Genomic DNA, 25,322 nt, shown 5'->3' on the forward strand with positions numbered 1-25,322 from the left:
TCGGGCGGGGCGGTGTTCGTCGCCGGCGGGCGGACGCGTAGTCGACGCCCGCCGGCGGGTCTAGGCGGCGCCCTGCACGAGCCGGTCGGCGTGGACCGGGAGTTCGACGCTGTCGGTGTCCGGCTTCACCCAGCCCGGCACGTGCGCGGGGTCGACGGCGGCCTGCGGCGAGTGGTGGAGGCTGACGACCGGTCCGGATGCGAAGCGCTCTCGCAGGCTTTTGACGTCGACCGGCACTGTCGGATGGTCGCCGGGGTCGATGTCGCGTTCCATCGGCGGGACGGTGACGGCCTCGCAGTTGGCGAGGTGGGCGCGCAGTTCCCGAAGTTCGGACTGCATCTCGGCCATAGCCTCTACGACGGCGTCGGCGCGGGCTACAGCCTCGTCGTACTGACTGGCCTTCTCGTTGGCCCGGTCGCGGGCCGCGTTGGCGTCGTCGACCTGGCCGCGAAGGCTCTCGATGAGGTGTCCGGCGCCGGCGAGCTCGTGCCGGAGACGGGCGACCTCGTCGACTGCCCGGTGGCTACCGGTGCCCTGCCACGGGAGGGTGAGGGTCATGCTTCCGCCTCCCATGCGCTGATCGCCGTTTCGACAGCGGCAGTGCCGTCCCACCGGCCGGGCCGCTTCTTGAGGGCGTTGCCTGTGGTGGCGAGTTCGTGGACCGCGGCGGCAACCTGGACGGGGTTGGCGAACCCATCGACGGGCAGCTGTTCGGGCGGCGTGTTGGAGCCGTCGGCGTTTTTCTTGGCCCACTGCCACGACGGCCCGCGTTCGGGCTCGCCATCGGCGGCCTCGATGCCGGTGTGCCACTCCCAGATCAGCAGCAGCCCCTCCGGCCAGTCGTCCTCGTCGAGGCCGCTGGTATCGGCGTCGAGAGTGAGGACGGCGCTGAGGAAGCAGTACGTGCCGCGGGTTTCAGCGTCCGACGTCCAGCCGTCGGCGATGTCAAAGCCGACATCGGCGAGCCCGGTGGCGATCGCGTCGATGTACGGGTCCTGTGGAAGGCTGCTGGTCACTGTTCCCCCTGGCGCTGGTGCGGGATGGCGGTGCGGGCGGCTTCGCGGCGGGCTGCGCTGATGTGCTGGCCCCGGACGATGAGGAAGCCGATGAGGCCGATCAGGCCTGCCGTCCAGGCGATGGACGGCCACGGGCTGAAGGTCACGACAGCTCCCTGTCCCAGACAGCCGCCTCCAAGAGGGCGCCGAGGCCAACCAGGTCGTGGATTTCGCTGACCTTGTCCCTGCCGCAGGCCCTGCACGGCTCGACCAGCTCGAACGACGTGATCTCGGTGGCGACGTTGTACCGGTAGCGCAGGTAGTCGGGGCCCTCATCGACGACGGCGACGGCCTGCTCGATGTCCGGCGGCAGCTCGGCGGTGCCCGTGAACTGCCATGCCAACTGGACGGCGACGTCCGGACCGAGCTTCATGAGAGCGGTCTGTCGTGCGGCGCTCAGCAGCTGCTCGCGGTGCTCGTCGAACATGTCGTCGCCCTGCTTCTCGGCGCCCTCCTGCATCTCCCGGAAGGCGATCCCGGCGAGGTCGGCGATGTTCAGCGCGCCAGCTTCGGCGGTGCGGTCGATTGCGGTTTCGAGGTCGGTCATCGGTTCCCCCAGGTGCGGCGGCCTGCCCAGATCAGGGCGGTGATGGATGCGGCGATGTCGACGGCCGTCAGGGCCGCGAGACGGCGGAGGCTCATGCGGCCACCCGCCTCGGGGTGCAGGCGGTCGGCTCCCACCGCTCCAGCCGGTTGCCGTCCGCATGCCAGACCTGGCAGCGGCGCCAGTCGGCCTTGAAGGCGCCCTGGAGCAGCTCGGCCAGCCGCTGGGACCCGCCGCGCGGCAGCTTCAGCTGCACACCGTCGGCGTTACGGACCAGCGCCATGAAGACCACGTGCAGGTCGTCGATCGACGCCCCCGTCCACGTCGGCGTGAGGACAACAGACTCGGCGCCCGGCACCAGTTGGCGCACCCGGTACGGCAACTGCCGTTGATGCCGGTGCATGCGTGCCTTCGGCGAGTAGCGGGGCCGCTCGGGACGGTGCTCGCGCACCAGCTGCGAATGCTCCTGCACCTGCTCCGACGTCGAGGAGTAGAGGTGGAACACATCCCGAGGCCATGCGGCCGCATCCGGGCCGTACAGCTTCCGGTACTCGCCGTCCAACTCGACCAGCACGGCTTCCAGGTCGTTCGACTCCTGGGGCGTCAGCTCGGCGAGATCCATCACGCCACCGCCTGAAGGAGCATCGCCGGGTTCGGGCCGTAGGCGATCAGCTCGATGAGGACGTCGCCGCGGGTGGCGGAGGCGTGCAGGACCAGGGTCATGTCGCCGCTCTGCGTGGTCTGCCGGACTGCGGCCGGGTCGATGCTCAGTGCCTCGCGCCACGCCTCGAAGTCGCCGAGGCTCTTGTGGAACGCCAGGCGGATCTGGCTCGGGTAGATGTCGTTGAGGTCGATGTGCGGGGCGGGCAGCATCGGGAACTCGCGGCCAAGCTCCTGGAGCACAGCCATCGGGCGGGACAGATCGAGCAGCTTCATGACGCCCCTCCACGGGTGCGCTCGGTGCGGGTGTAGTCGCGGCACCGCAGGTCGGGGTCGATGTCGAGGAACTGGTGCCACTGCTCCGCAAGGCGGCCATCCGGCACGGGCACGGCGGCGTGGGCGTGCGCGGAGATCTCCGCGATCTGCCGCTCCAGAGCTGCGGCACGCTGCCGGGCGAGTTGCCGCGCGAGCTGCGCCTTGATCTCTGCGCCCAAGTCCAGGCGCTCGATCGGGTTCGTGGGAGTCGTCATCGCGGGTCACCCGCCTCGGACACGGCCGGGTCCCTCGCGTCGAGGACCAGCTTGCGGATCTCCGGGTCGGCGAAGTCGAACTCGGCCTCGCGACGAGACGCCGTCTCCTGGGCGAGGTACGACTGGTACTCGTCCCAGTGCCCGACAATCAGGCGCTCCGTGGCGGCCTTGCGCGCCTCGGTGTTGATCTCGCTCGGCCGCGACAAGCCCGGCAGATGGTTGCGGCAGACGATGCGCTTCGTCTTCGTCCGGCTGTACTTGCCGAAGTGCTCCCGCTTGTCCTCAGTGATCGTGACGGCGACCGGCGGAGTGCAGGGCGTACCGCGCTGCATACGGGCGAAGCTGCATGTCACGCCGTCGCCAGGGGCCCAGGTACGGATGAACAGGCGGTCGGACTGCGTCTCCTGGAGCAGGGTGTACTCGCTCATGACGCGCCTCCGTTGACGACGTCGATGTGGGTGAGGCAGATACCGCCGCTGTAGCCCTCGACGAGGACGACCGGCGCGCCGTGGCCGCGACTCCAGGCCACGCTGCGGGTACGGGTGTCGAGGCGCTCGCACGGGACCGGCTCGGCGCCGCGTCGGCGGCCAGCATCAGCGGCCTTACGGAACGCGACCGCGATCGGGTGCTCAGGGCGGACGAACGGGTAGGCCACGACCGGCGTGCCCACCGGGTACAAGGCGTTGAACTCGTCGGCGTTCACGACGCACCGCCGGTGGTCTTGTCCCGGCCGGTCACCATGTCCAGCAGCACACCGACCGCGAAATCCAGACCGAGCTGACGAGACTCCGACACCGAGCCGGCCAGCCCGCTGAGCTGCGCGATCGCCTCGCGCAACACCTCGGCGCGGGACGGGCAGACCTTCAGCTGCTCGGCCTCGGCGGCAGCAACGCGGGCCGCTATCGCCTGCTCCGTGACGCCGTAGGGGGCTTCCGCGCCCCACTCGGCGATGCGGACATCGACGGCCCGCATGGTCTTCGCGACCAGGTCGGTGCGCTCCCCGGCCGGGAAAGACGGCAGTTCGGCGCGGCGAATGTCGGCGGCGACCTCGGCGCGGACCTCTGTGCGCACCACCTCGTAGAAGGCGGCCAGCAGATAAGAAGCCGCATCGGCGGGGACGTCATGGTCCATAGCCATGACCAGCCGCTTGAACTCGGGAGTGGTCGAGATGCTCATCGCGCACCGCCGTCGATCGCCGGGTGCAGGGCGTCGAGCACGTCGCCGTAGGTCGCACCCGCCGACAGTCCGGCCAGCAGGGCGAGCGCCACGGTCTTGTCGGTCTCGAACGCGGCCTCGGCGGCGTCGAGCGCCGCATCGGCGTCACGGGCGGCAGGCCAACGGCGGTCCACCATAGCCGGGGTCGTGAGCAGCAGGTACTTCACGTGGGTGGTCGACGCGGACCGTGCGGTCTCCCGCAGTTCGACCACGCGGTTCAGGCGGTGCGCGGCCATCACCAGGGCGACACGGACACTGTCGAGGTCGGCCACGGTCGTCAGGTCAACACCGTCACGGACCACGAAACGCTCAACGGTCTCGGCGAACACAGCCGCCAGCTCGGGCCGGATGACCAAGGACTTGGGGATCTGGGACACTCGGGACACTGGGTCCTCTTCTCTCTCGCAGGCTGATTGCGGTGGAGCGGTGGAACTGGAGGGCCGGTTTGCCGGTGGCCTGGCAGTTACCGGCGGCCGGCCCGCATAGCCGCCTAGGCGGCGGACTTGACCGCTTCGGACGGTCGCGGGATACCGAGATGTGCGGCCGTTGCGTCGACGACGAAACGCAGCGTCTGGCGGTCGCTTCCGTCCGGCGCGAGGTCGACCACGCACCGTTCGACGAAGTGCGGGTCCTTCTTCATGCGGTCGCGCACCCAAAAGTTGCTGACCTTGAGCCAGGCCATGAGCTCGGCCTTGGTGATCAGTGGCGTGGGGGTGTTGCGCTGATCCATGACGCCTCCTTTCAGTGACAGCGAATGATGTTCCAGCGAAAGTGGAAACGTGCGGCAAGCGAATGTCACCCTGCGGGGGCGACGAAGAGCTCCTCGACGGACCTACCAAGCGCTCGGGCGACGAGGTCACACGAGCGGTCTTCGAACCGTTCGCGGCCACTGGGGCCGGTGGCAACCATGTGACCTATGGCCGAGTGGCTGATGCCGTAACCGGCGGGGTCGACCTGCCTGGTCTTCTCTGCGAGGCGCTCGATGGACAGGCCGGCCTCGTGCATTGCGGTACGTATGGGCTGGCCGTTGTCCAAGCGGTGCATGGGGCGCCCTTTCGCGACTGTGCGTTGGCAACCGGTGGCCGAATGTGGAACCCCGCGACCGGCTTCGTTTCCACATTCAACGGCGAATGTGGATGGATGTCAAGGGAGTTCAAGTGAGGTGGTGCGGCTTCGAGCGGCGTTGGCACATGCCCTGACGTCCACATGCGGAAATCATTGCTGGTCACGTGGATGGTAGCGACTTGTAGTGAATGTGGAGGATGACCGATGCTTCTACATGTGGATGACCTGAAGGCACTCATCGAGCGCGTCATGGCAGACAAGGACTGGACCTTGTCGACTCTGGCACGCCGCTCCGGGCTATCCACCTCCACGCTGCACTCCTGGAAGAGCGGCGACCGCGCCACGGGCAGCCGCGGGCCGAGCCCGGACAAGCTGCGACAGCTCGCCGACGGAGCGGGCCTACCAGTCGCCGAGGTCTTCGAAGCCGCAGGCCGCCACGTACCGGCACCCATGGATGACGAAGATGAGCGCCAGTTCCTCCATCTGCTCCGCACTCTCGACAGTGCTGACCGTGCGGTCGTCAAGGCGACGATGCGGGCGATGAGTGAGCGCCAGCGCTCCTGATGTAAAGATCTTGTGGAGATGGCACAACCTTCTCCGGACTTGCATTTATGCATCATCAATCGCGTATTGCCGCTTCACGAACGGTAGTTGACAGCTGTACCGTCATTCTTCCGCCGTACCTCCACCTGCGGTCGGGCTTCGATTAGCCGTGTCTGCATGGGGGCTTTCATGTGCGCAACTGTCGTAGTGGAGGACATCGATCCGGCCGCTCCGAAGTGGGACCGCCAGCGGGTGGCGATCATCGTGGGTCCCCGACTGTCCTACCTGGAGACGCTGAGGCAGGTGCGGTCCATGCTTTCCTGGCTGGGGGCCCCGCAACTGGGCCTCGGTGCGACATGCTGGTGTGGAGACTTCGTCTCCATCCCGAAGACCATCTCGCGTGTGCCGCGGCAGCGAACTGCCCCCGGCCGCCAGGAGGTTCGTCATGCCGGCTAAAGCCCGGAACAACCCGCGGCAGATCCGAGTCCAGTCGTGCGGCTGCAAGCTGTGCACCGACAGGTTCAGGCCCGGAGAACCCTTCACTCGCAAGGACTGCACCGGTCCTTGGCAGTCCCGCTACCGCGATCCGTCGGGGCGGCAGCGGGCCAAGACGTTCGCGGGCAAGAATGCCAAGGCGAAGGCCGAGGCGTTCCTGGACAAGACCCGCGATCAGGTGCGCACCGGCTCGTTCGTAGATCTGGACCGAGGCCAGGTCACGCTGACCGAGTGGCGTAAGCAGTGGCAGGAGTCCCTGACCCTGGCCGAGAACACGGCGGAGACCACGGCCAGCGTTTGGCTGAACCACGTGCAGCCGCACTTCGGTTCATGGCCGCTCGTCTCCATCGGACATCTGGATGTCGAGATCTGGATCGCGAAGCTTTCCAGGGTCGTCGGGCGGGGGACCATCGAGAAGGCGTACCAGATGCTGGATCAGATGCTGCGGGTGGCTCTGCGGGATCGGAGGATCGCCCACAATCCATGCGAGGGCGTGAAGCTGCCGCCCGCTCCGCCAAAGCACCCGGACGACTTGCTGCCGCCCACCTACGACCAGCTCGCCGCGATTCGCGCGAACATGCCGGAGCACTATCACCCCATGCTGATCTTCGCGGAGGAGACGGGACTGCGTTGGGGCGAGCTGGTCGGCTTGCGTCTCTGTCATGTGGACTTCAAGCGTTCGCTGGTGCAGGTCCGGGAGACGGTAATCCAGGTTCGGGGCAAGGTGCAGCGCAAGGCTTATCCGAAGACTGATGCCGGCTGCCGCTCGGTGCCCCTCTCGGCTCGGGCGGCCCGTGCCCTCAAGGGGCACCTTGCGGCGCATCCTGCCTCGATCGGCCGTTCTGCTGTCGAATCGGGGATGCATCCTGAGGAGCTGGTTTTCCGGTCCCCGCGGGCCGGGAGCAAGACCCGGGTGCGCACCTTCTCAGGGGTGCTGGGCCGGTCGAACTTCTGGCGACTGTGGACCAAGGCGGCTGAAGACGCAGGCGTTGCGCGCAAGGTGATCAATCCGAAGACCAAGCGTGCCGAGATGTGGCCGCACGAGCATGACATTCGTCACGCGTTCACGTCCCGCCTGCACGCCAACGGCGTGCCCGAGGCTGATGCGCAGAAGATCCTTGGCCACAAGCGGGGTGGCAAGGTCACGTGGCTCTATACCCACGCACGCGAGGATGCGGTGGCTCGGGTCCGCGAAGCCTTGGATGCAGACGCTAGCAAGCTCGTCTCGTAGCGATCCACCGGAATCCACATCCCGTCCACGCGTCCACCTCCACTCACATCCACTCACATCAAGTCAGCTCAGGGCCTACATAGGCTCTGAGCTGGCCTTTTATCGAAAACAGACCTTCCACCTCGGTGGATGTTCCGTCCACAATCACTTGCCGTTTTCCCTGTTCAGGTAGTTGTACACGGTGAAGCGGCTGACCCCGAGGGCCGAGGCGACCGTCTCCACGCCGTGCCGTACCGAGAAGGCGCCACGGGCTTCCAGGGTCCGTACGGCCGACTGCTTGGCCTTGCGGTCCAGGGCCGCGAGCGGCATCCCGTGCCGGCGCTCCATGGCGGCCAGGATGTGGTCCAGGGAGTCGGAGAGCTGCGGCAGGCGCACCGCCACCACGTCCTCGCCCTCCCAGGCGAGCACCACGTCGTCGGGGTCGGCGAGGCCCGGCGGGAGTATCTCGGCGCCCATGGCATCGACGAGCGGCTTGACCGCCTGGATGAGGGGGTGCTCCGTGGGCTCGGTCACTTCTCGCCCTCTCCGATCACATTGACCTGGAGCGAGACGCGGGTGGCGCCGGCCGCCAGGGCGCGGCGCAGCAACGCGTCCACCGCGGTCAGCACCTCGTCGGCGCCGCCTTCCGCGGTGTTGCCGAAGGGGCCGACGTCGACCGCGTCGAGCCGGGCCGCCTGGATCACGTCGCGGGCGACCACGGCATGCGGCGGCGCCTCGTCGAGATCGAAGGGCTCGGTCGTGAACTCCACTCTCAATCGCACCCGCTCAACCTACTGCGAGGTGGGCGAAATCCGGGAGGCCCCCTTGACAAGCTCGCCGGTCCCGCTGCAACCTTCCATCAAGCAGAAAATAACTTCCGCAATACGGAAGGAGCGCACACCCCTCATGGGCTACTCGAACCAGCGCTTCGATGTAAACCTTTCGATCCTCTTCACGGAACTCCCGCTCCTGGAGCGCCCCGCGGCCGCCGCCGCGGCCGGCTTCACGGCGGTCGAGCTGTGGTGGCCCTGGATCGAGACCCCCACCCCCGACCAGGCCGAGCTCGACGCCCTCAAAAAGGCGCTCGACGACGCCGGCACCCAGCTGGTGGGCCTCAACTTCTACGCCGGCGCCCTGCCGGGCCCGGACCGCGGGGCGCTGTCGATTCCCGGTGAGGAGTCGGACCGCTTCCGCGCCAACATCGCGGTGGCGGCCGCCTTCGCCGCCTCGGTGGGCTGCAAGGCGCTCAACGCGCTCTACGGCAACCGCGTCGAGGGCGCCGACCCGCAGGTGCAGGACACCCTCGCCCTGGAGAACCTGGTCCTGGCGGCCCGTGCGGCCGACCGGGTCGGCGCGATCCTCCTGGTCGAGACCCTCAACAAGCCGGAGTCGCCGCTCTACCCGCTGGTGAGCGCGCCCTCGGCGATCGAGGTCATCGACAAGGTGAACGCGGCGACGGGCCTGGGCAACGCCAAGTTCCTCCTCGACATCTACCACCTGTCGATGAACGGCGAGAACGTCTCCGAGGTCATCGAGGCGTACGCCGACAAGACCGGCCACGTGCAGATCGCCGACAACCCGGGCCGTGGCGCGCCGGGCACCGGCTCGCTGCCGCTGGAGGAGCTGCTCGACCAGCTGGCCAAGGCCGGTTACGACGGCTGGGTCGGCCTGGAGTACAAGGCCGCCGACGCCGCCGCGTCCTTCGCGTGGCTTCCGGCCGAGGCCCGCGCGGCGAACTGACCGCGCACCCGAACTTCTTGACGTACCACCGCAGTTAGAGAGGCACCCTCATGAGCAACCTCGCCCCTTCGTCCCCGTCCGGCCGCCCGGCGATCGCGTGGATCGGCCTCGGCATCATGGGCTCCCCCATGTCCGAGAACCTGATCAAGGCCGGTTACTCGGTCACCGGCTTCACCCTGGAGCAGGACAAGCTGGACCGCCTCTCGGCGGCCGGCGGCACCGCGGCGGGCTCGATCGCCGAGGCCGTCAAGGACGCCGACGTGATCATCACGATGGTTCCGGCCTCCCCCCAGGTGGAGGCCATCGCGTACGGCGAGGACGGCATCCTGGCCAACGCCAGGGAGGGCGCGCTGATCGTCGACATGTCGTCGATCACCCCGCAGACCTCGGTCGACCTCGCCAAGAACGCCGCCGAGAAGGGCATCCGCGTCCTGGACGCCCCGGTCTCCGGCGGCGAGGCCGGCGCCATCGAGGCCGTGCTGTCGATCATGGTGGGTGGCGAGCAGGCCGACTTCGACGAGGCGCTGCCGATCCTTCAGGCCCTCGGCAAGACCATCGTCCTGTGCGGCCCGCACGGCTCCGGCCAGACGGTGAAGGCGGCCAACCAGCTCATCGTCGCGGTCAACATCCAGGCCTGTGCCGAGGCCGTCGTCTTCCTCGAGAAGTCCGGCGTGAACCTCGCCGCCGCCCTGGACGTCCTCAACGGCGGTCTGGCCGGCTCGACCGTGCTGACCCGCAAGAAGGACAACTTCCTGAACCGGGACTTCAAGCCCGGCTTCCGGATCGACCTGCACCACAAGGACATGGGCATCGTCACCGACGCCGCCCGCAACGTGGGCGCTGCCCTGCCGGTCGGCGCGGTCGTCGCCCAGCTCGTCGCCTCGCTGCGCGCCCAGGGCGACGGCGGTCTGGACCACTCCGCCCTGCTGCGCGCCGTCGAGCGCCTCTCCGGCTCGCAGGTCTGACCCACCGGCACCATCCCGCGGGTCCCCCAGATTTCCGGGCGGCGGCGGCGCTGACACCTGTCCTGTCGCGCCCAGGCGCCGCCGCCGCCCGGAAGCTCACCCCTTGTTTTTCAACAAACTGTTGACGTTCCCTTCCAGGCGTCCTTACGCTCACGGAACCGCGGAACACAGTCAGCGGTGCAGCTCCAGTACGGAAGGTCACGATGTCGAAGCGCGTGCTTACGACCGAGTCCGGCGCCCCCGTCGCCGACAACCAGAACTCCGCCACCGCCGGCGTCGGTGGCCCCATCCTGCTCCAGGACCAGCACCTCCTGGAGAAGCTCGCGCGCTTCAACCGTGAGCGCATCCCGGAGCGCGTGGTGCACGCCCGCGGCTCCGGCGCGTACGGCTACTTCGAGGTGACCGACGACGTCACCGGCTTCACGAAGGCCGACTTCCTCGGCGAGGTGGGCAAGCGCACGGAGACGTTCATCCGCTTCTCCACCGTCGCCGACTCGCTGGGCGGCGCGGACGCGGTCCGCGACCCGCGCGGCTTCGCGCTGAAGTTCTACACCGAAGAGGGCAACTACGACCTCGTCGGCAACAACACCCCGGTGTTCTTCATCAAGGACCCGATCAAGTTCCCCGACTTCATCCACTCCCAGAAGCGCGACCCCTTCACGGGCAAGCAGGAGCCGGACAACGTCTGGGACTTCTGGGCGCACGCCCCCGAGGCCACCCACCAGATCACCTGGCTCATGGGCGACCGCGGCATCCCCGCCTCGTACCGTCACATGAACGGCTACGGCTCGCACACCTACCAGTGGACGAACGCGCGGGGCGAGGCCTTCTTCGTCAAGTACCACTTCAAGACGAACCAGGGCATCCGCTGCCTCTCCTCCGAGCAGGCCGCGGAGACGGTCGGCAAGGACGCCAACAGCCACCAGACGGACCTGCTCCAGGCCATCGAGCGCGGCGTGAACCCGTCCTGGACGCTGTACGTGCAGATCATGCCCGCAGCCGAGGCCGCGGACTACCGCTTCAACCCGTTCGACCTCACCAAGGTGTGGCCGCACGCGGACTACCCGCTCCAGCGCGTGGGCCGTCTGGTCCTGGACCGCAACCCGGACAACGTCTTCGCCGAGGTCGAGCAGGCCGCCTTCTCCCCGAACAACTTCGTTCCGGGCATCGGCCCCTCGCCCGACAAGATGCTCCAGGGCCGTCTGTTCGCCTACGCGGACGCGCACCGCTACCGCCTGGGCGTCAACCACACCCAGCTCCCGGTCAACGCGCCCAAGGCCACCGAGGCCGACAACTACGGCCGGGACGGCCTGATGGCGACCCGCAACGGCCGCCGCGGCGACAAGAACTACGAGCCCAACTCGTACTCGGGCCCGGCCCAGACCGACGCGGCCCTCTCGGCCCCGCTGGCCATCCACGGCCACACGGGCACCCACGCCGCCCCGGCCCACGTGAAGGACGACGACTTCTTCCAGGCGGGCGAGCTCTACCGTCTGATGTCGGACGACGAGAAGGCCCGTCTCATCGCGAACATCGCCGGCGGCCTCTCGCAGGTCACCCGCGACGACGTCATCGAGAAGAACCTGGCCCACTTCCACGCCGCGGACGCCGAGTACGGCAAGCGCGTCGAGGCGGCCGTCCGCGCCCTGCGCGAGGACTAGGAGCCGGCTTCAACCCGCAGACCGTGCAAGGGATTTGACGGGAGGTCACATCCTTTGCACCGTCCGATCCGCCGACCCGGATGAGGGGTGGTCGGCGGATATGGACAACCTGAGGATCGCGGCGGTACGGCGATGCCAGTGCGGTGGTGAAGGTGTGCGCGTCCCCCTTCCTGACCTGAGGGAAGGGATGGCTCGCGCACTCCAATCGCCGCCGCCGCGATCCCAGAACCTCCCCCCTGAACTCCGCCCGGCGGTGCGAACGTCCTGTCGCGCCAGCCTCGTTCCGCCGGGCGGTCACACCTCCACGACCAGGGCGTTCCGTTCGGTTTACGGTCCCGAACGGAATGCCCGATGATCAAGGCCCCGTCTGCACATGCAGGTGGGGCCTTGATCTATTGCGGGCCGCGGGAACACCCTGGGAACACCCCGGCGGGCGGGTGACGTCCGCGCCGCGCGGTGGCGCCGTCCGACCGATTCGCACCCGCAACCGCCTAGGATCGCCCCGATGATGGAGACGATCGTGCTGGACATGGGCGAAACACTGGTGCGCGAGGACCGCTACTGGGCGTCGTGGGCCGACTGGATCGGCGTGCCCCGGCACACCCTCGCGGCCCTCGTCGGCGCCGTGGTCACCCAGGGCCGCGACCCGGACGACGCGCTGCGCATGGTCAAGCCGGGCATGGACGTCCGGGAGGCCCATCTGGCGCGGGAGGCCGCGGGCCGCGGCGAGCACCTCGACGAGACGGATCTGTACCACGACGTACGGCCGGCCCTCGGCGGCCTCCGCAAGCTCGGCGTACGCGTCGTCGTCGCGGGCAACCGCTCGGCCCGGGCCGGGGAACTGCTGCGCGGTCTCGATCTGCCCGCGGACCTGGTGGTCACCTCGGAGGAGTGGGGCGTCGCCAAGCCCGCGCCCGCGTTCTTCGAGCGCGTCCTGGAGGCGGCCCAGTGCGGGCCGCGCGAGACGGTGTACGTGGGCACCCACCCGGGGAACGACGTCTTCCCCGCCAAGGCCGCCGGGCTGCGCGTCGCCCATCTGCGGCGCGGCCCGTGGGGGCACTGGTGGGCCGACCACCCGGAGGTGGCCACCGCGGCGGACTGGCGGATCGACTCCCTCACCCAACTCCCCTCGCTCCTCGCCGACTAGGCAGCAACTGACCACAGCCCAGGGCAGTTTGAGTGGTCGTCAGACCGCGAAACCGGGGCCGTCCCTCTCGAAGGGGCGGCCCCGTTCTCATCGCGTCACGGGTTGTTGAACCTCACCTCGGGGTGGTCGGCGGACGGCCCCGCGAGGACCGGGCGGGTGAAGCCCCGCAGTTCCTGGTCGAAGAAGGCGCCGACGTACGTCCGCACGAGTTCGACGGCGCGCGGCGCGGGCAGCGGAGGCTGCTGGAGCCCGAAGTGGGCCGCGATGACGGGCTCGTCGGAGAAGGTCATGTGCTCGGCCCCGGCGACGGTCAGCCACCGCTTCCAGCCGTCCAGGGCGGGCCACATCGCGTCCCAGGTCCTGTCCTTGCCGCCCGGGCGGTGCCCGTCGTCGGCACCCAGCATCATGAACGGCCGGCCGTCGAGGCCCGTCGGCGGGAGCACGTCCCAGAACGCGCCGTCCATGTTCACCCCGGCACCGATACGCCCGTCCCGCGCCATGGCGGCGACCGCCGCGGCCCCGCCGATGGAGTGCCCGGCCATGCCGATGCGCCCCTCGTCGATCGCCCCGGCATGGCGCCAGGCCGGGTGCGGCCCGGTCAGCCGGTCCAGGAGGTACGACACGTCCGCCGCGCGTGCCTCGGTGACCCGGCTTCCCGGGGCGCCGTTCTCCATCGCCGTACAGGCCACGCAGGTCAGCAGCCGGCCGCCCGGAAAGCTGGTGCCGACCGACTCATAGGCGTGGTCGAGGGACGCGACGACATAGCCGCGGCTCGCGAGTTCCTCGGCGAGCGTGGTGAGGGAGTAGCGGGGGGCGCCGAAGCCGGGTGAGAGCACGACGAGGGGGTGGCTGCCCGGCGCGGGGCGCGCGCCGGACCGGGCATGGGTCCGGGTGGCGTCGACGTCGCCCACCCGCGCGGGATCCACGCCCAGCTCCTTCAACAGGACCGGGGCCTCGGCGGGGGTGGTGTAGGCGGCGGGGCGGCCGGAGGCGGAGCGGGCCGCCGGGTAGGTGAGGGTGACCATCAGCTCGCGGTCCTGGCTCGGCACCCAGGGGTCGCGGCGGGAGTGGTCGACGAGGTGCAGGGTGTCGCTGCCGAGGGCGTACGGGCCGGTGGGGCGCGGGAGTTGAATGGGCTCCGCGCCGATGGACGCGGAGGCGGCGGACGGCGCCGGCGCGGCCTGGGCTGCGGTCGCGGCGGCGAGCGGAACGGCGAGGGCTAAGGAGAGCGCGACGGCCGTGGCCGCGCGGGAGAGGGTGCGCATGGCCCCACGCTAGGCGGGCCGCGCTCCCGGGCACGTCCTCCCGAGGTGCCGGTCCGTACGCCGGTTGATCAGCCTCTGGTAGGGCCGCGTACGACTTCGGTCGCACGCGCGCCGCTTCGGACAGCCGGCCGGTGAGGTTCACCCGGACGGGCAGCCCCCGGCCCGGCGTGCGGCCCCAGGACGCGCCCCCGGCCCGGGTCGCACAAGGCGATCCGGGCCGGGGCTCTCCCCTGGGGGCGAGTTCTAGAGCTTGTCCATGCGGGTGTACGGGCTGACGATTCGGGCTTGGCGAGAGCCGAAGTCGACGAGCATCGCGACGCCGTCCTCGACCCCAATGATGGTGCCCAGGCCGAACTGGTCGTGTGTGACCCGGTCTCCCAGGACGAAGTGCTTGGCCGCCGGAGCATCCGGGGCTTTGAAGGGGCTGGTGGGCAGGTGGCGCCGGGGCGCGGATGGCTTCGTCATCGTCACCCCAGTATGCGCTGTGAAACGGCCGTAAGGGCAGGGCCGACGGGTGACGATGGGGAATCGATCCGGTATCCCCGCCCACCAGAACGCATCCCGGGGCAGAAATCCCCATGAATTGACACGCAACCTCGGGGTTACCAGTGTGGAACGTGGGTGACATACCGGACATCACCGGAGGTAGGCCGGAGGCAGCCGTGGACGACGTCTTCCGGGCGCTGGCCGACGCCAGCCGCCGGCGCCTGCTCGACCGGCTCCGGGCGCGCGACGGACAGACGCTGCGGGAGCTCGGTGAGGGCCTCGCCATGTCGCGGCAGGCGGTGAGCAAACACCTCGCGGTGCTCGAAACGGCCGGTCTGGTCACCTCGGCACGGCGCGGCCGGGAGAAGTTCCACCATCTCGACCCGACGCCGATCCAGGAGCTGTCCGACCGCTGGATCGGCAAGTACGAGCACGGCGGTCCCGGCCGGCCAGGCCGGACGAGGCGGAGCCCCAAGGAGGAATTCCCCATGGACAAGCCCGAGTTCGTCTACGTGATCTACATCCAGACCACCCCCGAGCGGCTCTACGAGGCCCTGACCGACGCCGAGTTCGCCCAGCGGTACTTCGGCGGCTGGGGGCCGAAGTCCGACTGGAGGGTGGGCTCACCGGTGCTGTGGAAGATGGGCCCGGAGGGCGCGTACGAGGATCTCGGCCAGGCGGTGATGGAGGCGGTGCCGGGCCGCAAGCTGGCGTACACCTGGCACCGCCTTCTCCCGATGCACCGTCAACTCTTTGACACCGAGGCGGAGTTCGAGCGGGCGAGGACCGAACAGTCCCAGGTCGCCTTCGACATACAGGCCGCCGAGCCGGCCTCCCTCGGGGTGAAGCTGACCATCACGCACGACGGCTTCGAGAGCGCGGACAGCGAGATGCTCAAGGGGGTGAAGGAGGGCTGGGTGATGATCCTCTCCACCCTCAAGACGCTGCTGGAGCGCGAAGCGGCGTAGACAGGGGCCCATGCGTCCGGCCCCCGCTCCCCAGTGCGGGGGAACGAGGGCCGGACCGTTCGGGGTGGCTCAGACGGTGAGCGGGCGGATCGCCGTCGGGGCGTGGCCCGGCTCGGTGGCGAGCTCCTCGAATTCGGAGACATCGCTGATGTCCGCCGTCTTGCTCATCGAGATGTTGGTGATGCGCTCCAGGATCGCCTCGACGACGACCGGGACGCGGAACTCGGCGGCCAGCTTCTTGGCCTCCTCGAACGCGGGCAGGAGCTGGTCCGGCTCGGTGACCCGGATCGCCTTGCAGCCCAGGCCCTCGACGACCTTGACGTGGTCGACGCCGTAGACGCCCAGCTCCGGGGAGTTGATGTTCTCGAACTCCAGGTTGACCTGGAAGTTGATGTCCAGGCCGATCTGCGCCTGACGGATCAGGCCCAGGTAGGCGTTGTTCACGAGAACGTGGACGTACGGGATCTTGTGCTGCGCGCCGACGGCCAGCTCCTCCAGCATGAACTGGAAGTCGTAGTCGCCGGAGAGGGCGACGACGGGGACCTCGGGGTCGGCGGTGGCGGCACCGAGCGCGGCCGGGATGGTCCAGCCGAGCGGGCCCGCCTGGCCGCAGTTGATCCAGTTGCGCGGCTTGTAGACGTGCAGCATCTGCGCGCCGGCGATCTGGGAGAGGCCGATGGTGGTGACGTAGCGCGTCTCCGGGCCGAAGGCCTTGTTCATCTCCTCGTAGACCCGCTGCGGCTTCATCGGCACGTTGTCGAAGTGCGTACGGCGCTGGAGCGTGGACTTGCGCTCCAGGTGGGAGGCGACCCACGCCGAGCGGTCGGGCAGCTTGCCCGCGGCCTTCAGCTCCTTGGCGACCTCGACGAAGAGCTCCAGGGCGGCCTTGGCGTCGGAGGCGATGCCGTAGTCCGGGGCGAAGATCTTGCCGATCTGGGTCGGCTCGATGTCGACGTGGACGAACTTGCGGCCCTTGGTGTAGACGTCGAGCTTGTAGCCGGTGTGGCGGTTGGCCCAGCGGTTGCCGATGCCGAGGACGAAGTCCGACTCCAGGAACGTGGCGTTGCCGTAGCGGTGCGAGGTCTGCAGACCCACCATGCCGGCGTTCAGCTCGTGGTCGTCCGCGATGGTGCCCCAGCCCATGAGGGTGGGGATGACCGGGGTGTTGGTGATCTCGGCGAACTCCACCAGGAGGTCGGAGGCGTCCGCGTTGATGATGCCGCCACCGGCGACGATCAGCGGGCGCTCGGACTCCAGGAGGAAGGTGATGGCCTTCTCGATCTGGGCGCGGCTCGCGGTCGGCTTGTAGACCGGCAGCGGCTGGTAGGTCTCCGGGTCGAAGTCGATCTCGGTGAGCTGGACGTCGATCGGCAGGTCGATGAGGACCGGGCCGGGACGGCCGGAGCGCATGAGGTGGAAGGCCTGCTGGAAGACGCCGGGGACCTGCGCGGCCTCCAGGACGGTCGTCGCGGCCTTGGTGACCGGCTTGGCGATCGAGGCGATGTCGACCGCCTGGAAGTCCTCCTTGTGGATCACCGCGACCGGGGCCTGGCCGGTGATGCAGAGGATCGGGATCGAGTCGCCGATCGCGGAGTACAGACCGGTGATCATGTCCGTGCCCGCCGGGCCCGAGGTACCGATGCAGACACCGATGTTGCCCGGGTTGGAGCGCGTGTAGCCCTCCGCCATGTGGGAGGCGCCTTCGACGTGGCGGGCGAGCGTGTGGTCAATGCCACCGCCCTCCTTGAGCGCCCGGTAGAAGGGGTTGATCGCCGCGCCCGGCACACCGAAGGCGTGGCTGACGCCTTCGAGCTTGAGGATCTCAACTGCCGCTCGGGCAGCGGTCATACGAGGCATGGGGTGCTCCTGCTTCGGCCGGCGAAATCGGCCCGGGCGCGCCACCTGGCCGCGCCGCCATGGAACCGAATTCCGTAATGCGGAAGTATCATTCTGCTATGTGGAAGCAATGTAGGACGGCTTCGCCAGCGCGTCAAGGGAGGACCGGGATGCGCGAATCGGCCACACCGCGGTCGCGGTTGATGGACCATGGACCGCGAAGCGCGGGTGCCGCCGTCCGGGACGCGGCCGGCGAGGAGCGCGAGCCGTGCGGTGACGCCCGGGCCGGGGCACGTCATCAGGGAGGCGGGGGCGATGAGCGGCGAGGGCGTACCGGTGCGCTGCCCGACCTGTCGGCGCGATCACGTCTATGTGCCGCCGGCCTACCCGTGCGCCTGCGGCGCCCCGCTCGCACCGCCCATCCAGCGCGGCGCCGCCCCTTCCCCGATCACCCACCGGACCTGGACGGACGCCTGGGTCACGGTGCGGTGCCGGGCCTGCGGCCGCCAGAGCCAGTGGCCGCAGCCCGAGCTCGGCTGCTCCTGCGGGGCGGTGCTGCGGGTCCCGGTGCGGCCCGTGACGGCGCCGCCTCCCGCGGAACCCTCACTGCCGGAGGCGCCCCCGGCCGGCGCCCGCCCGTCGGGGGCGCGGGCCCGTACCGCGTTCCGGCCACTCACGATCCGTACCGCGCGCGACGCGGTGACCACGGCCGCGCTCTATCTGACCTGGCTGGGCTTCGGCGACGTGCGCCAGGCCGAGCCCCCGCCCGCCTCCGGCATCGATGTGCGCGGGCGGGGCCTGGTGGCGCGGGTGGATCCGACGACACGGCCGGCCTCCCTCAAGGCCGTGGAGTGCCTGTGGCTGCACGCCATGACCTCATCGGCGCGCGGCGTCCACTTCTCGCTCGCCGGGTACGCGCCCGACGCCCGACGGCGCGCCGACGAGCTGCACCTTCCCCTGTTCGTGCTGGATCTGACGGGGACACCGCAACCGGTGAACGACGTGGCCCGGCGACTGGTCTCGGCGGGCGCCTGAGCCTTGGGGCGCGGGACGGCTCGCGTGCGGGACGGCTCGCGTGCGGCACCGCCTCCGGGAGGGCCGCGCCGCGCGGCCCCGCACCCCGCAACCTCAGGCCCCGTAGCCCTCCCGCAGCTCCACCTTGCGGACCTTGCCGCTGACCGTCATGGGGAACGCGTCGAGGATCCGCAGATGGCGGGGAACCTTGTAGTGGGCCAGCCGGTCCCGGCAGTACGCGCTCACCTCGTCCAGGGTGGGCGGATCCGCCGGGTCGCGCGGGATGACGCAGGCCAGGACCTCCTCGCCGTACCGCTCGTCGGGCACGCCCACCACCTGCACATCGGCGATCTTGGGATGGCGGTGGAGGAACTCCTCGATCTCGCGGGGATACACGTTCTCACCACCCCGGATGATCATGTCCTTGATGCGGCCGACGATCTCCACATAGCCGTCCTCGCGCATCACCGCCAGGTCGCCGGTGTGCATCCAGCGGCCCGCGTCGATCGTCTCGGCGGTGCGTTCCGGCTCGTTCCAGTAGCCGAGCATCACGCTGTAGCCGCGGGTGCACAGTTCGCCCGCCTCGCCGCGCGGGACGGTGACACCCGTCGGGTCGACGACCTTCACCTCGACGTGCGGCATGACCCGGCCCACCGTGCCGGTGCGCCGCTCCAGGTCGTCGTCGGTGCGGGTCTGGGTGGAGACCGGGGATGTCTCGGTCATTCCGTAGCAGATGGACACCTCCGCCATGTGCATCTCGGCGACCACCCGCTTCATCACCTCCGCGGGGCACGGCGAGCCCGCCATGATCCCGGTTCGCAGCGAGGAGAGGTCGTACGCGGCGAAGCCGGGCAGGTTCAGCTCGGCGATGAACATGGTGGGCACCCCGTACAGCGAGGTGCAGCGCTCCCGCTCGACGGCGCGCAGGGTCGCCTCGGGGTCGAAGGACGCGGCCGGCACCACGACGCAGGCGCCGTGCGAGGTGGCGGCCAGGTTGCCCATCACCATGCCGAAGCAGTGGTAGAAGGGCACCGGTACACAGATCCGGTCCGCCTCGCTGTAGGCGAGCAACTCCCCTACGAAGTAACCGTTGTTGAGGACGTTGTGGTGGGAGAGCGTGGCGCCCTTGGGGAAGCCCGTGGTGCCCGAGGTGTACTGGATGTTGATCGCGTCGTCGCAGGACAGCCCGGCCTCGCGCGCCGCGAGCGCGGACCGCGGCACGTCGGCGCCCTCGGCCAAGAGTTCGCTCCAGCCGGGGTCGCCGATGAACACGACCCGGCTCAACCGCGGGCAGTTTCCCCGCACTTGCTCCACCATCGTCCGGTAGTCGCTCGTCTTGTGGGCGAGCGAGGCGAACAGCACCGAGACCTCGGCCTGTCGCAGCACGTACTCCAACTCGTGGACGCGGTAAGCCGGGTTGATGTTGACCATCACCGCGCCGATCCGCGCGGTCGCGTACTGGACGAGGACCCACTCGGGGCAGTTCACGGCCCAGATGCCCACCCGGTCCCCCTTGGCGACCCCGATCGCGAGCAGCGCACACGCCAACCGCTCGACATCGGCGCCGAATTGGGCGTACGTCCAGCGCCGGTCCGACCCGACGTCGACCAGCGCCTCCCGGTCTCCGTACGCCTGGACCGCGCGGTCCAGGTTGGCGCCGATCGTGTCGCCGAGCAGGGCGGTGTCGCTCACCCCGTGGGCGTAGGAGTAGGTCACCATCGCCGTGCGCCTCATTTCCTGGACCGTGCCGCCCAGCATGCCCCGACCGCCCCTGACCTGCCTACCCTCGGGCGCCGGGGAGATCGACTCGGGGTGTCTCAGGCTCCGGTGCGCCGGGCGGGGAAGCCGTGGGTGCGGGCGGCGAGGACCACCACCAGGACCGGTGCGAGCAGCGCGAGGACGCTCCAGGGGAAGGAGTCCGGACCGAACAGGTTCAGGAGCAGCCCGCCGATGAGGCCGCCCCCGGCCATCGCCAGGTTCCACAGCGTCACGAGCAGGGCCTGCGCGGCGTCCGCGTGCTCGCCGGCCGCCTCCCCGGCGGCGGTCTGGAGCAGCGTCGGAACGCCGCCCCAGCCGAGCCCCCACAGGGCGACCGCCCCATAGGCCAGGGCGGTGCTGTCGGAGAGCAGCGCGAGGACGGCGGCCCCCGCGGCGACCAGCAGCACGCTCGCGACGACCAGCGCGCGCGGCCGCCGGCTGATCCCGGCGCCGACCAGCCAGATGCTCACCAGCGAGGCAGCGCCGAACACGAGGAGCACCAGGTCGGTGGAGCCGCCCAGGCCGAGCGCGTCGAGGAGGGTCGCGATGAACGTGTAGAGGATGGTGTGGGCCAGCACGAAGACCAGCGTCACGAACAGGACGGGCAGGACGCCGGGCACGCGCAGCACCGCGAGCGCCGGCGCCCGCTCGCCCCGGTCCCGGCCGGGGTGGTCCGGCACGATCGCGCCGATCCAGCCGAGCAGGACCACGGTGAGCCCGGTCATCGCAAGGAACGCCGCCTGCCAGGTGACGGCGTTGCCGAGGAAGGTGCCGGCCGGGACGCCGAGCGACAGGGCGACGGGAATGCCGGCCATGGCGATCGCGATGGCCCTGCCCTGGAGGTGCGCCGGGGCGAGCCTGCGCGCGTATCCGGCGAGGAGCGCCCAGGCCAGGCCCGCGGCCACCCCGGCGAGGAACCGGGCCGCCATCGTGAGGGCGTAGTTCCCCGAGAGCGCGGTCACCGTGTTGGCCACGCCGAACCCGGCCATCGCCATCAGGAGCAGGCGCTTGCGCCGCCAGGCCGCCGTCGCGGCGGTGAGCGGGATCGCGGTGAGGGCCGTGCCGACGGCGTAGATCGTGACGGTCTGCCCGGCCGCGGACTCGCCGACGTTCAGCGCCGAACCCATCGCCGGCAGCAGCCCCGCGGGCAGCGTCTCGGTCAGGCTGGTGATGAACACCGCCGTGGCCAGCGCGAGCAACGCGAGCCACGGCAGCCGCTTACGGTCCTGGCGCTCGGGGACGGAGGTGGCGGGGTGGGGGCCGGCCGGGGTCTGCTTCTCACTGATCGACATGACCGCATGCTCGAACCCTCACATCGGTGTGAAGGTCAAAGGGGGCGGGTGTGACGTCCCTCACCCACCCCCGGTGGCGGCCCCAACTCCCGCCCATCAAGGGCGAACTGGCGGGGAGGGGGCTTCAATTGACCTCGCGTCCGAGACCTGACCAGTACGGCTCGCGGAGCTTGAACTTCTGGATCTTTCCGGTGGCCGTACGCGGGATGGCCTCGCGGAACTCGACCGAGGTCGGCGCCTTGTAGCGGGCCAGGTGCTCCTTGCAGTACGCGATGATGTCGGCCTCCGTCACGCTCTCGCCCTCCACCAGGACGACGAGCGCCTTGATCGTCTCGCCCCACTTCTCGTGCGGCACCCCGATGACGGCGACCTCGGCGACCGCCGGGTGACTGAAGATGGTGTCCTCGACCTCGATCGAGGAGACGTTCTCACCGCCGGTGATGATGACGTCCTTCTTGCGGTCCGAGATCGTCAGGGTGCCGTCGCTCTCGTCGATCGTGCCGCCGTCGCCGGTGTGGAACCAGCCGTCCTCCAGGGCCGCCGCGGTCTCCTCGGGCTTCTCCCAGTAGCCGTCGAGCACCACGTTCGAGCGGGCCAGCACCTCTCCGGAGTCCGACACCTTCAGCCGGACGCCGAGCGCGGGGACGCCCGCCCGCGACAGCCTGCGCGCCCGCTCCGGCGCGGGCAGTGCGGCGTCCGCGGCGCGGGTCCGGTTCATGGTGAGCAGCGGGGACGTCTCGGTCAGACCGTAGATCTGGGTGAACTCCCAGCCCAGTTCCTCGTCCATGCGCTGGATCATCCGGCTCGGCGGCGGCGCCCCCGCGCAGACCACCCGCACCCGGTCGCGGCCCGGGATCTCGCCCCGCCACGACGCCGCCGCGTCCAGGACCATGTTCCACACCGCGGGCGCCCCGCACATCAGCGTCACCCCGTGCTCGGCCACCCGGCGCAGGATCTCGGCGCCGTCCACCTTGCGCAGCACGACCTGCTTGACCCCAAGACCGGCCATCACATACGGCATGCCCCAGCCGTTGCAGTGGAACATCGGCAGGGTGTGCATATAGACATCACCCTCCCAGACCCGGGTGTGCAGCCCGAACGTCAGCCCGTTGACCCAGATGTTGCGGTGGGTGAGCTGAACTCCCTTGGGGCGGGCGGTGGTTCCGGAGGTGTAGTTGATGGTGGCCGTCGCGTCCTCGTCCGGGTTCGACCAGGCCCGCGGCTCGACCCCGAACCGCATCAGGGCCGTCTCGGTCTGCTCACCCAGCACGAACCGGTGGCGCGCCCCGACGCCGGACAGCACCTCGTCCAGCTCCGGGTCGACCAGCAGGACCGAGGCCCCGCTCTGCCGCACCACGTACTCGATCTCCTCCGGCTTGAGGCGGAAGTTGACCGGCACGCAGATCCGGCCGCTCATCGGCACCGCGAACAGGAGCTCCAGCAGGCGCGCCGAGTTGTGGCTCACCACCGCCACCCGCTCACCCTCGCCGACACCCAGCGCGTCGAATCCCGCCTGCCAGGCGCGCACCCGCTCGGCCAGCCGTCCATAGGTCACATCGGGCACCGGGGGGCCCGGCTGGTCCGGCTCGTCGACGACGCCGGTGCCGGACGAGAAGCCCAGCTCCGCCCGGTCGAGGAAGTCCGAGATCGTCATCGGAATCCGCATCGCTCTCACTCCTGATCGCAAGATCCGCACCAACTGTCAGGTGGCGAGTCTGGTACTTTCCGACGCTCCCAGCGGCCGAAACGCCGAATCGACCTGCGGGGACCGGTCGTCGAAGGCCGCGTCCCTAAGTGTTGGCAGGTTCAGGGCCACCGCGGACCGGCGGCCGTCGGGGCGAGCCGGTCGAGGGCCGCCGCGGATCGCGTGCCGTCGGGAAGGTGGGCCAGGAAGTGGTGGCCGGGTTCGTCGAACGGCCGCCAACATCCCTGACGACGCTCACCCTGGCCGCGCTTCTGCTGGGAGGCGGTTGGGCGTTCCTGCACTCGACGGTTCAGGCATGGGCGACCCTGCTCGTCCCGACCGCCCGCGCCACCGGGGTCGCCTTCTTCGGCGTGGCCCTGTACCTGGGCAGCTCACTGGGCACCGGCCTTGCCGCGGGCCCGGTCCAACACGCCTCGTTCCAGGCCCTGTTCGGGGCGGCCGCCCTCGTCTCCCTGCCGCTGACCGCCCTCGCGGCGTACGGCCGACGGCGGTACGGGGACGGGGGTGGGGCCGGGGACGGAGCGGCGCCGCGCCGGGAGCAGCCCCGGCGGGCGACCCCCGTACGGACGGCCATCCGACGCGGCGGGAGTGAGGGTGCCGCCCGCGTACGGCTACTTGTCGGCCATGAGGGTGCCGGCCGCGCCCCAGCTGTCCTTGGGGACCTCGTGGATCCAGACCTGAACGGTCTCGGCCGGGATCTTGTACGCGTCGACGAAAGCGTCCGTGACCCGCTTGACCAGCTCGCGCTTGAGCTCGACGTCGCGGGGACCCTGCTGGATGGTGACGATGGGCATGGCTAACTCCTGTGCCTGCGGCGGCTTCCCGGCCTTTCCGGGTCGCTCACCGGCGTGACCTCAGTCCATCGGATCCGTCCCGCCCGACCAAGGTCCAGAACGCGACCGCAGCGATCAGCGATCGTGATCGCTGCTGGTCAGGGCCCGGGAGTGTGGTGGGAGGACACAGGATTGCTGGTGGCGCGGGGGCTAGTGGGGCCGCCGTGGGTGACGGGCGACGCATCCCCCGCCGTGGACGACGCGCACACCGTGGACGCATCCCCCACCATGGACGTCGCGCACACCATGGACGCGTCCCTCGCCATGGAGGCCTCGCACGCCTTGAGGAGTGGCTCAAGGGTGGCCGGCATGGAGGCGGCGCGCACGGCGAGCGCGGTGGGCAGCGCGAGGCCCGGCGCGCGCACCGGACGGAATGCGACCCGGGGACTGTGCAGCAGACGCGCGTGGGCCGCGTACACGACGGTCCACAGCGAGCCGAGCCCGATGGCGGCCAGGGTGTTCTGGAGCGAACCTCCGACCGGCCCCGGTATCGGCTCGAAGCCCGCCGTATGGCAGGCGCCCACGACCAGGTCCACGAGCGCCGGGTTGTTGCGGCGGGCGGTGAGCGCCAGGGGAAGCGCGGCCAGTTCCGACAGGGCGATCGCGTCCTGGCCGGCGAGCGGATGGGTCGCCGGGACGGCGACGAGCAGCGGGTCCTCCCACAGGGGCAGGAAGCGCAGGCCCGGCGCCGGCTCCGGCGAGCGGACGAAGGCCGCGTCGAGCCGCCCGTCGACGACCTGGGCCAAGCGGTCGCGGGTGGGCGCCGAGACCAGTTCGGCGGCGACGCCGGGCGCGATCTCGGCGAAGGCGCCGAGCACCCGGTCGAGGTGTTCGCCGAGCCCGGCACTGGTGCCGAGCCGCAGAGTGGTGCGCCCACGGACGGCGGCCCGGGCCCGCTCGGCCGCGGCGAGCACCTCGCGCGCCTCGGGCAACAGCCGCTCCCCCGCCGCGGTGAGCCGCACGTGCCGGGGCGACCGGTCGAAGAGTTCGGCCCCCAACTCCCTTTCCAGGCGCCGAACTTGCTGACTTACGGCCGACTGGACGATGTGCAGCCGCTCGGCGGCCCGCCCGAAGTGCAGTTCCTCGGCGACGGTGACGAAGTAGCTGAGCTGCCGCAGTTCCATACGGCGACTGTATCCAGGAGGGGACGGGAGGCCCGGGGGCCGGGGACGCCAGAGTGAGGGCGCAACGCGGGCGAGCCGGCCAACGCGATCTCGGGCTGCGGGCTGCGGGCTGCTGTCTCCTGTCTCCTATCTGCTGCCTGCTGCCTGCTGCCTGAGGTACCGGGGCGCGCGTGGTCGCCCTACGAAGGGTCACGCCATATGGGGTCGGCCA

30 protein-coding genes and 1 pseudogene are annotated in these 25,322 nt (G+C 70.1%); 8 read left to right on the forward strand and 23 right to left on the reverse strand.

Going from position 1 to position 25,322, the window contains the following annotated elements:
- Positions 1 to 60: 60 nt before the first annotated feature.
- The 13 genes from N4G70_RS29185 to N4G70_RS29245 form a co-directional block, all read right to left on the reverse strand.
- Positions 61 to 558, reverse strand: a complete 498-nt coding sequence (locus N4G70_RS29185; protein ID WP_261715748.1) for a hypothetical protein — start codon at positions 556 to 558, stop codon at positions 61 to 63.
- Positions 555 to 1,016, reverse strand: a complete 462-nt coding sequence (locus N4G70_RS29190; protein ID WP_261715749.1) for a hypothetical protein — start codon at positions 1,014 to 1,016, stop codon at positions 555 to 557. The genes N4G70_RS29185 and N4G70_RS29190 overlap by 4 nt, the downstream gene beginning before the upstream one ends.
- On the reverse strand, positions 1,013 to 1,162 hold the full coding sequence (locus tag N4G70_RS29195; RefSeq protein ID WP_261715750.1) for a hypothetical protein: 150 nt from the start codon (positions 1,160 to 1,162) through the stop codon (positions 1,013 to 1,015). Before N4G70_RS29195 ends, N4G70_RS29190 begins: the two co-directional genes overlap by 4 nt.
- Positions 1,159 to 1,602 carry a hypothetical protein gene (locus N4G70_RS29200; protein ID WP_261715751.1) on the reverse strand — a complete coding sequence of 148 codons (444 nt, stop codon included), beginning with the start codon at positions 1,600 to 1,602 and terminating at the stop codon, positions 1,159 to 1,161. Before N4G70_RS29200 ends, N4G70_RS29195 begins: the two co-directional genes overlap by 4 nt.
- A 91-nt stretch (positions 1,603 to 1,693) precedes the next feature.
- Positions 1,694 to 2,221 (reverse strand): hypothetical protein, encoded by a 528-nt coding sequence (locus N4G70_RS29205; protein WP_261715752.1) that lies wholly within the window; start codon positions 2,219 to 2,221, stop codon positions 1,694 to 1,696.
- On the reverse strand, positions 2,221 to 2,535 hold the full coding sequence (locus tag N4G70_RS29210) for a hypothetical protein (RefSeq protein ID WP_261715753.1): 315 nt from the start codon (positions 2,533 to 2,535) through the stop codon (positions 2,221 to 2,223). Before N4G70_RS29210 ends, N4G70_RS29205 begins: the two co-directional genes overlap by 1 nt.
- Positions 2,532 to 2,789, reverse strand: a complete 258-nt coding sequence (locus tag N4G70_RS29215) for a hypothetical protein (RefSeq protein WP_261715754.1) — start codon at positions 2,787 to 2,789, stop codon at positions 2,532 to 2,534. The genes N4G70_RS29210 and N4G70_RS29215 overlap by 4 nt, the downstream gene beginning before the upstream one ends.
- Positions 2,786 to 3,217, reverse strand: a complete 432-nt coding sequence (locus N4G70_RS29220) for a hypothetical protein (protein ID WP_261715755.1) — start codon at positions 3,215 to 3,217, stop codon at positions 2,786 to 2,788. The genes N4G70_RS29215 and N4G70_RS29220 overlap by 4 nt, the downstream gene beginning before the upstream one ends.
- Positions 3,214 to 3,492 carry a hypothetical protein gene (locus N4G70_RS29225; RefSeq protein ID WP_261715756.1) on the reverse strand — a complete coding sequence of 93 codons (279 nt, stop codon included), beginning with the start codon at positions 3,490 to 3,492 and terminating at the stop codon, positions 3,214 to 3,216. The genes N4G70_RS29220 and N4G70_RS29225 overlap by 4 nt, the downstream gene beginning before the upstream one ends.
- On the reverse strand, positions 3,489 to 3,965 hold the full coding sequence (locus N4G70_RS29230; protein ID WP_261715757.1) for a hypothetical protein: 477 nt from the start codon (positions 3,963 to 3,965) through the stop codon (positions 3,489 to 3,491). Before N4G70_RS29230 ends, N4G70_RS29225 begins: the two co-directional genes overlap by 4 nt.
- The gene (locus N4G70_RS29235; RefSeq protein WP_261715758.1) at positions 3,962 to 4,390 is read right to left on the reverse strand and encodes a hypothetical protein; all 429 of its coding nucleotides are present in this window, start codon (positions 4,388 to 4,390) and stop codon (positions 3,962 to 3,964) included. Before N4G70_RS29235 ends, N4G70_RS29230 begins: the two co-directional genes overlap by 4 nt.
- Positions 4,391 to 4,494: 104 nt before the next feature.
- On the reverse strand, positions 4,495 to 4,734 hold the full coding sequence (locus N4G70_RS29240) for a hypothetical protein (protein ID WP_261715759.1): 240 nt from the start codon (positions 4,732 to 4,734) through the stop codon (positions 4,495 to 4,497).
- Between the two features lie 65 nt (positions 4,735 to 4,799).
- Positions 4,800 to 5,048, reverse strand: coding sequence for a helix-turn-helix transcriptional regulator (locus N4G70_RS29245; RefSeq protein ID WP_261715760.1), 249 nt, complete (start codon positions 5,046 to 5,048; stop codon positions 4,800 to 4,802).
- Between the two features lie 237 nt (positions 5,049 to 5,285).
- Between N4G70_RS29245 and N4G70_RS29250 the strand changes: the two genes are divergently transcribed.
- Positions 5,286 to 5,633, forward strand: coding sequence for a helix-turn-helix domain-containing protein (locus N4G70_RS29250; RefSeq protein ID WP_261715761.1), 348 nt, complete (start codon positions 5,286 to 5,288; stop codon positions 5,631 to 5,633).
- Between the two features lie 424 nt (positions 5,634 to 6,057).
- A complete protein-coding gene (locus N4G70_RS29255) occupies positions 6,058 to 7,338 on the forward strand; it encodes a site-specific integrase (RefSeq protein ID WP_261715762.1) in 1,281 nt (426 codons plus the stop codon).
- A gap of 144 nt (positions 7,339 to 7,482) precedes the next feature.
- On the opposite strand, the gene N4G70_RS29260 is transcribed toward N4G70_RS29255, so the two are convergent.
- Together N4G70_RS29260 and N4G70_RS29265 are read right to left on the reverse strand one after the other, a co-directional pair.
- A complete protein-coding gene (locus N4G70_RS29260) occupies positions 7,483 to 7,851 on the reverse strand; it encodes a helix-turn-helix domain-containing protein (protein WP_261715763.1) in 369 nt (122 codons plus the stop codon).
- Positions 7,848 to 8,099, reverse strand: a complete 252-nt coding sequence (locus N4G70_RS29265; protein ID WP_120720675.1) for a hypothetical protein — start codon at positions 8,097 to 8,099, stop codon at positions 7,848 to 7,850. The genes N4G70_RS29260 and N4G70_RS29265 overlap by 4 nt, the downstream gene beginning before the upstream one ends.
- Positions 8,100 to 8,223: 124 nt before the next feature.
- Between N4G70_RS29265 and N4G70_RS29270 the strand changes: the two genes are divergently transcribed.
- The 4 genes from N4G70_RS29270 (at position 8,224) to N4G70_RS29285 (ending at position 12,830) form a co-directional block, all read left to right on the forward strand.
- Positions 8,224 to 9,057 carry a TIM barrel protein gene (locus N4G70_RS29270; protein ID WP_261715764.1) on the forward strand — a complete coding sequence of 278 codons (834 nt, stop codon included), beginning with the start codon at positions 8,224 to 8,226 and terminating at the stop codon, positions 9,055 to 9,057.
- 50 nt (positions 9,058 to 9,107) lie between these two features.
- On the forward strand, positions 9,108 to 10,022 hold the full coding sequence (locus tag N4G70_RS29275; protein WP_261715765.1) for a 2-hydroxy-3-oxopropionate reductase: 915 nt from the start codon (positions 9,108 to 9,110) through the stop codon (positions 10,020 to 10,022).
- Positions 10,023 to 10,225: 203 nt separating this feature from the next.
- A complete protein-coding gene (locus N4G70_RS29280; protein WP_261715766.1) occupies positions 10,226 to 11,683 on the forward strand; it encodes a catalase in 1,458 nt (485 codons plus the stop codon).
- A 508-nt stretch (positions 11,684 to 12,191) separates the two neighbouring features.
- Positions 12,192 to 12,830: an HAD family hydrolase gene (locus N4G70_RS29285; RefSeq protein ID WP_261715790.1), complete on the forward strand. Its 639-nt coding sequence runs from the start codon at positions 12,192 to 12,194 to the stop codon at positions 12,828 to 12,830.
- 95 nt (positions 12,831 to 12,925) lie between these two features.
- Here N4G70_RS29285 and N4G70_RS29290 read toward each other — a convergent pair whose 3' ends face one another.
- Both N4G70_RS29290 and N4G70_RS29295 read right to left on the reverse strand, forming a co-directional pair.
- Entirely contained in the window at positions 12,926 to 14,095 is a 1,170-nt protein-coding gene (locus N4G70_RS29290) for an alpha/beta hydrolase (RefSeq protein ID WP_261715767.1), read from the reverse strand.
- 243 nt (positions 14,096 to 14,338) lie between these two features.
- Positions 14,339 to 14,560: a hypothetical protein gene (locus N4G70_RS29295; RefSeq protein WP_100579962.1), complete on the reverse strand. Its 222-nt coding sequence runs from the start codon at positions 14,558 to 14,560 to the stop codon at positions 14,339 to 14,341.
- A 152-nt stretch (positions 14,561 to 14,712) separates the two neighbouring features.
- On the opposite strand from N4G70_RS29295, the gene N4G70_RS29300 reads away from it, so the two are divergent.
- Positions 14,713 to 15,549: a metalloregulator ArsR/SmtB family transcription factor gene (locus N4G70_RS29300; protein WP_315904300.1), complete on the forward strand. Its 837-nt coding sequence runs from the start codon at positions 14,713 to 14,715 to the stop codon at positions 15,547 to 15,549.
- A 69-nt stretch (positions 15,550 to 15,618) separates the two neighbouring features.
- On the opposite strand, the gene gcl is transcribed toward N4G70_RS29300, so the two are convergent.
- On the reverse strand, positions 15,619 to 17,406 hold the full coding sequence (gene gcl, locus N4G70_RS29305; protein WP_261715768.1) for a glyoxylate carboligase: 1,788 nt from the start codon (positions 17,404 to 17,406) through the stop codon (positions 15,619 to 15,621).
- Positions 17,407 to 17,700: 294 nt separating this feature from the next.
- Here gcl and N4G70_RS29310 point away from each other — a divergent pair, with 294 nt between their 5' ends.
- Entirely contained in the window at positions 17,701 to 18,420 is a 720-nt protein-coding gene (locus tag N4G70_RS29310) for a hypothetical protein (RefSeq protein WP_261715769.1), read from the forward strand.
- Positions 18,421 to 18,513: 93 nt separating this feature from the next.
- Here the strand turns inward: N4G70_RS29310 and N4G70_RS29315 are convergent, their stop codons facing one another.
- The 5 genes and pseudogenes from N4G70_RS29315 to N4G70_RS29335 all read right to left on the reverse strand — a co-directional run.
- Positions 18,514 to 20,118 (reverse strand): AMP-binding protein, encoded by a 1,605-nt coding sequence (locus N4G70_RS29315; protein ID WP_261715792.1) that lies wholly within the window; start codon positions 20,116 to 20,118, stop codon positions 18,514 to 18,516.
- Positions 20,119 to 20,216: 98 nt separating this feature from the next.
- A complete protein-coding gene (locus tag N4G70_RS29320) occupies positions 20,217 to 21,449 on the reverse strand; it encodes an MFS transporter (protein WP_261715770.1) in 1,233 nt (410 codons plus the stop codon).
- 124 nt (positions 21,450 to 21,573) lie between these two features.
- On the reverse strand, positions 21,574 to 23,115 hold the full coding sequence (locus tag N4G70_RS29325; protein WP_261715771.1) for an AMP-binding protein: 1,542 nt from the start codon (positions 23,113 to 23,115) through the stop codon (positions 21,574 to 21,576).
- A 650-nt stretch (positions 23,116 to 23,765) separates the two neighbouring features.
- Entirely contained in the window at positions 23,766 to 23,948 is a 183-nt protein-coding gene (dmpI, locus tag N4G70_RS29330; protein ID WP_261715772.1) for a 4-oxalocrotonate tautomerase DmpI, read from the reverse strand.
- A 314-nt stretch (positions 23,949 to 24,262) separates the two neighbouring features.
- Positions 24,263 to 25,111, reverse strand: a pseudogene (locus N4G70_RS29335) (LysR substrate-binding domain-containing protein); the annotation flags it as partial.
- Positions 25,112 to 25,322: the final 211 nt, after the last annotated feature.

Origin of the sequence: Streptomyces sp. ASQP_92 (assembly GCF_025399895.1) — a bacterium.
Classification (GTDB): Bacteria; Actinomycetota; Actinomycetes; order Streptomycetales; family Streptomycetaceae; genus Streptomyces.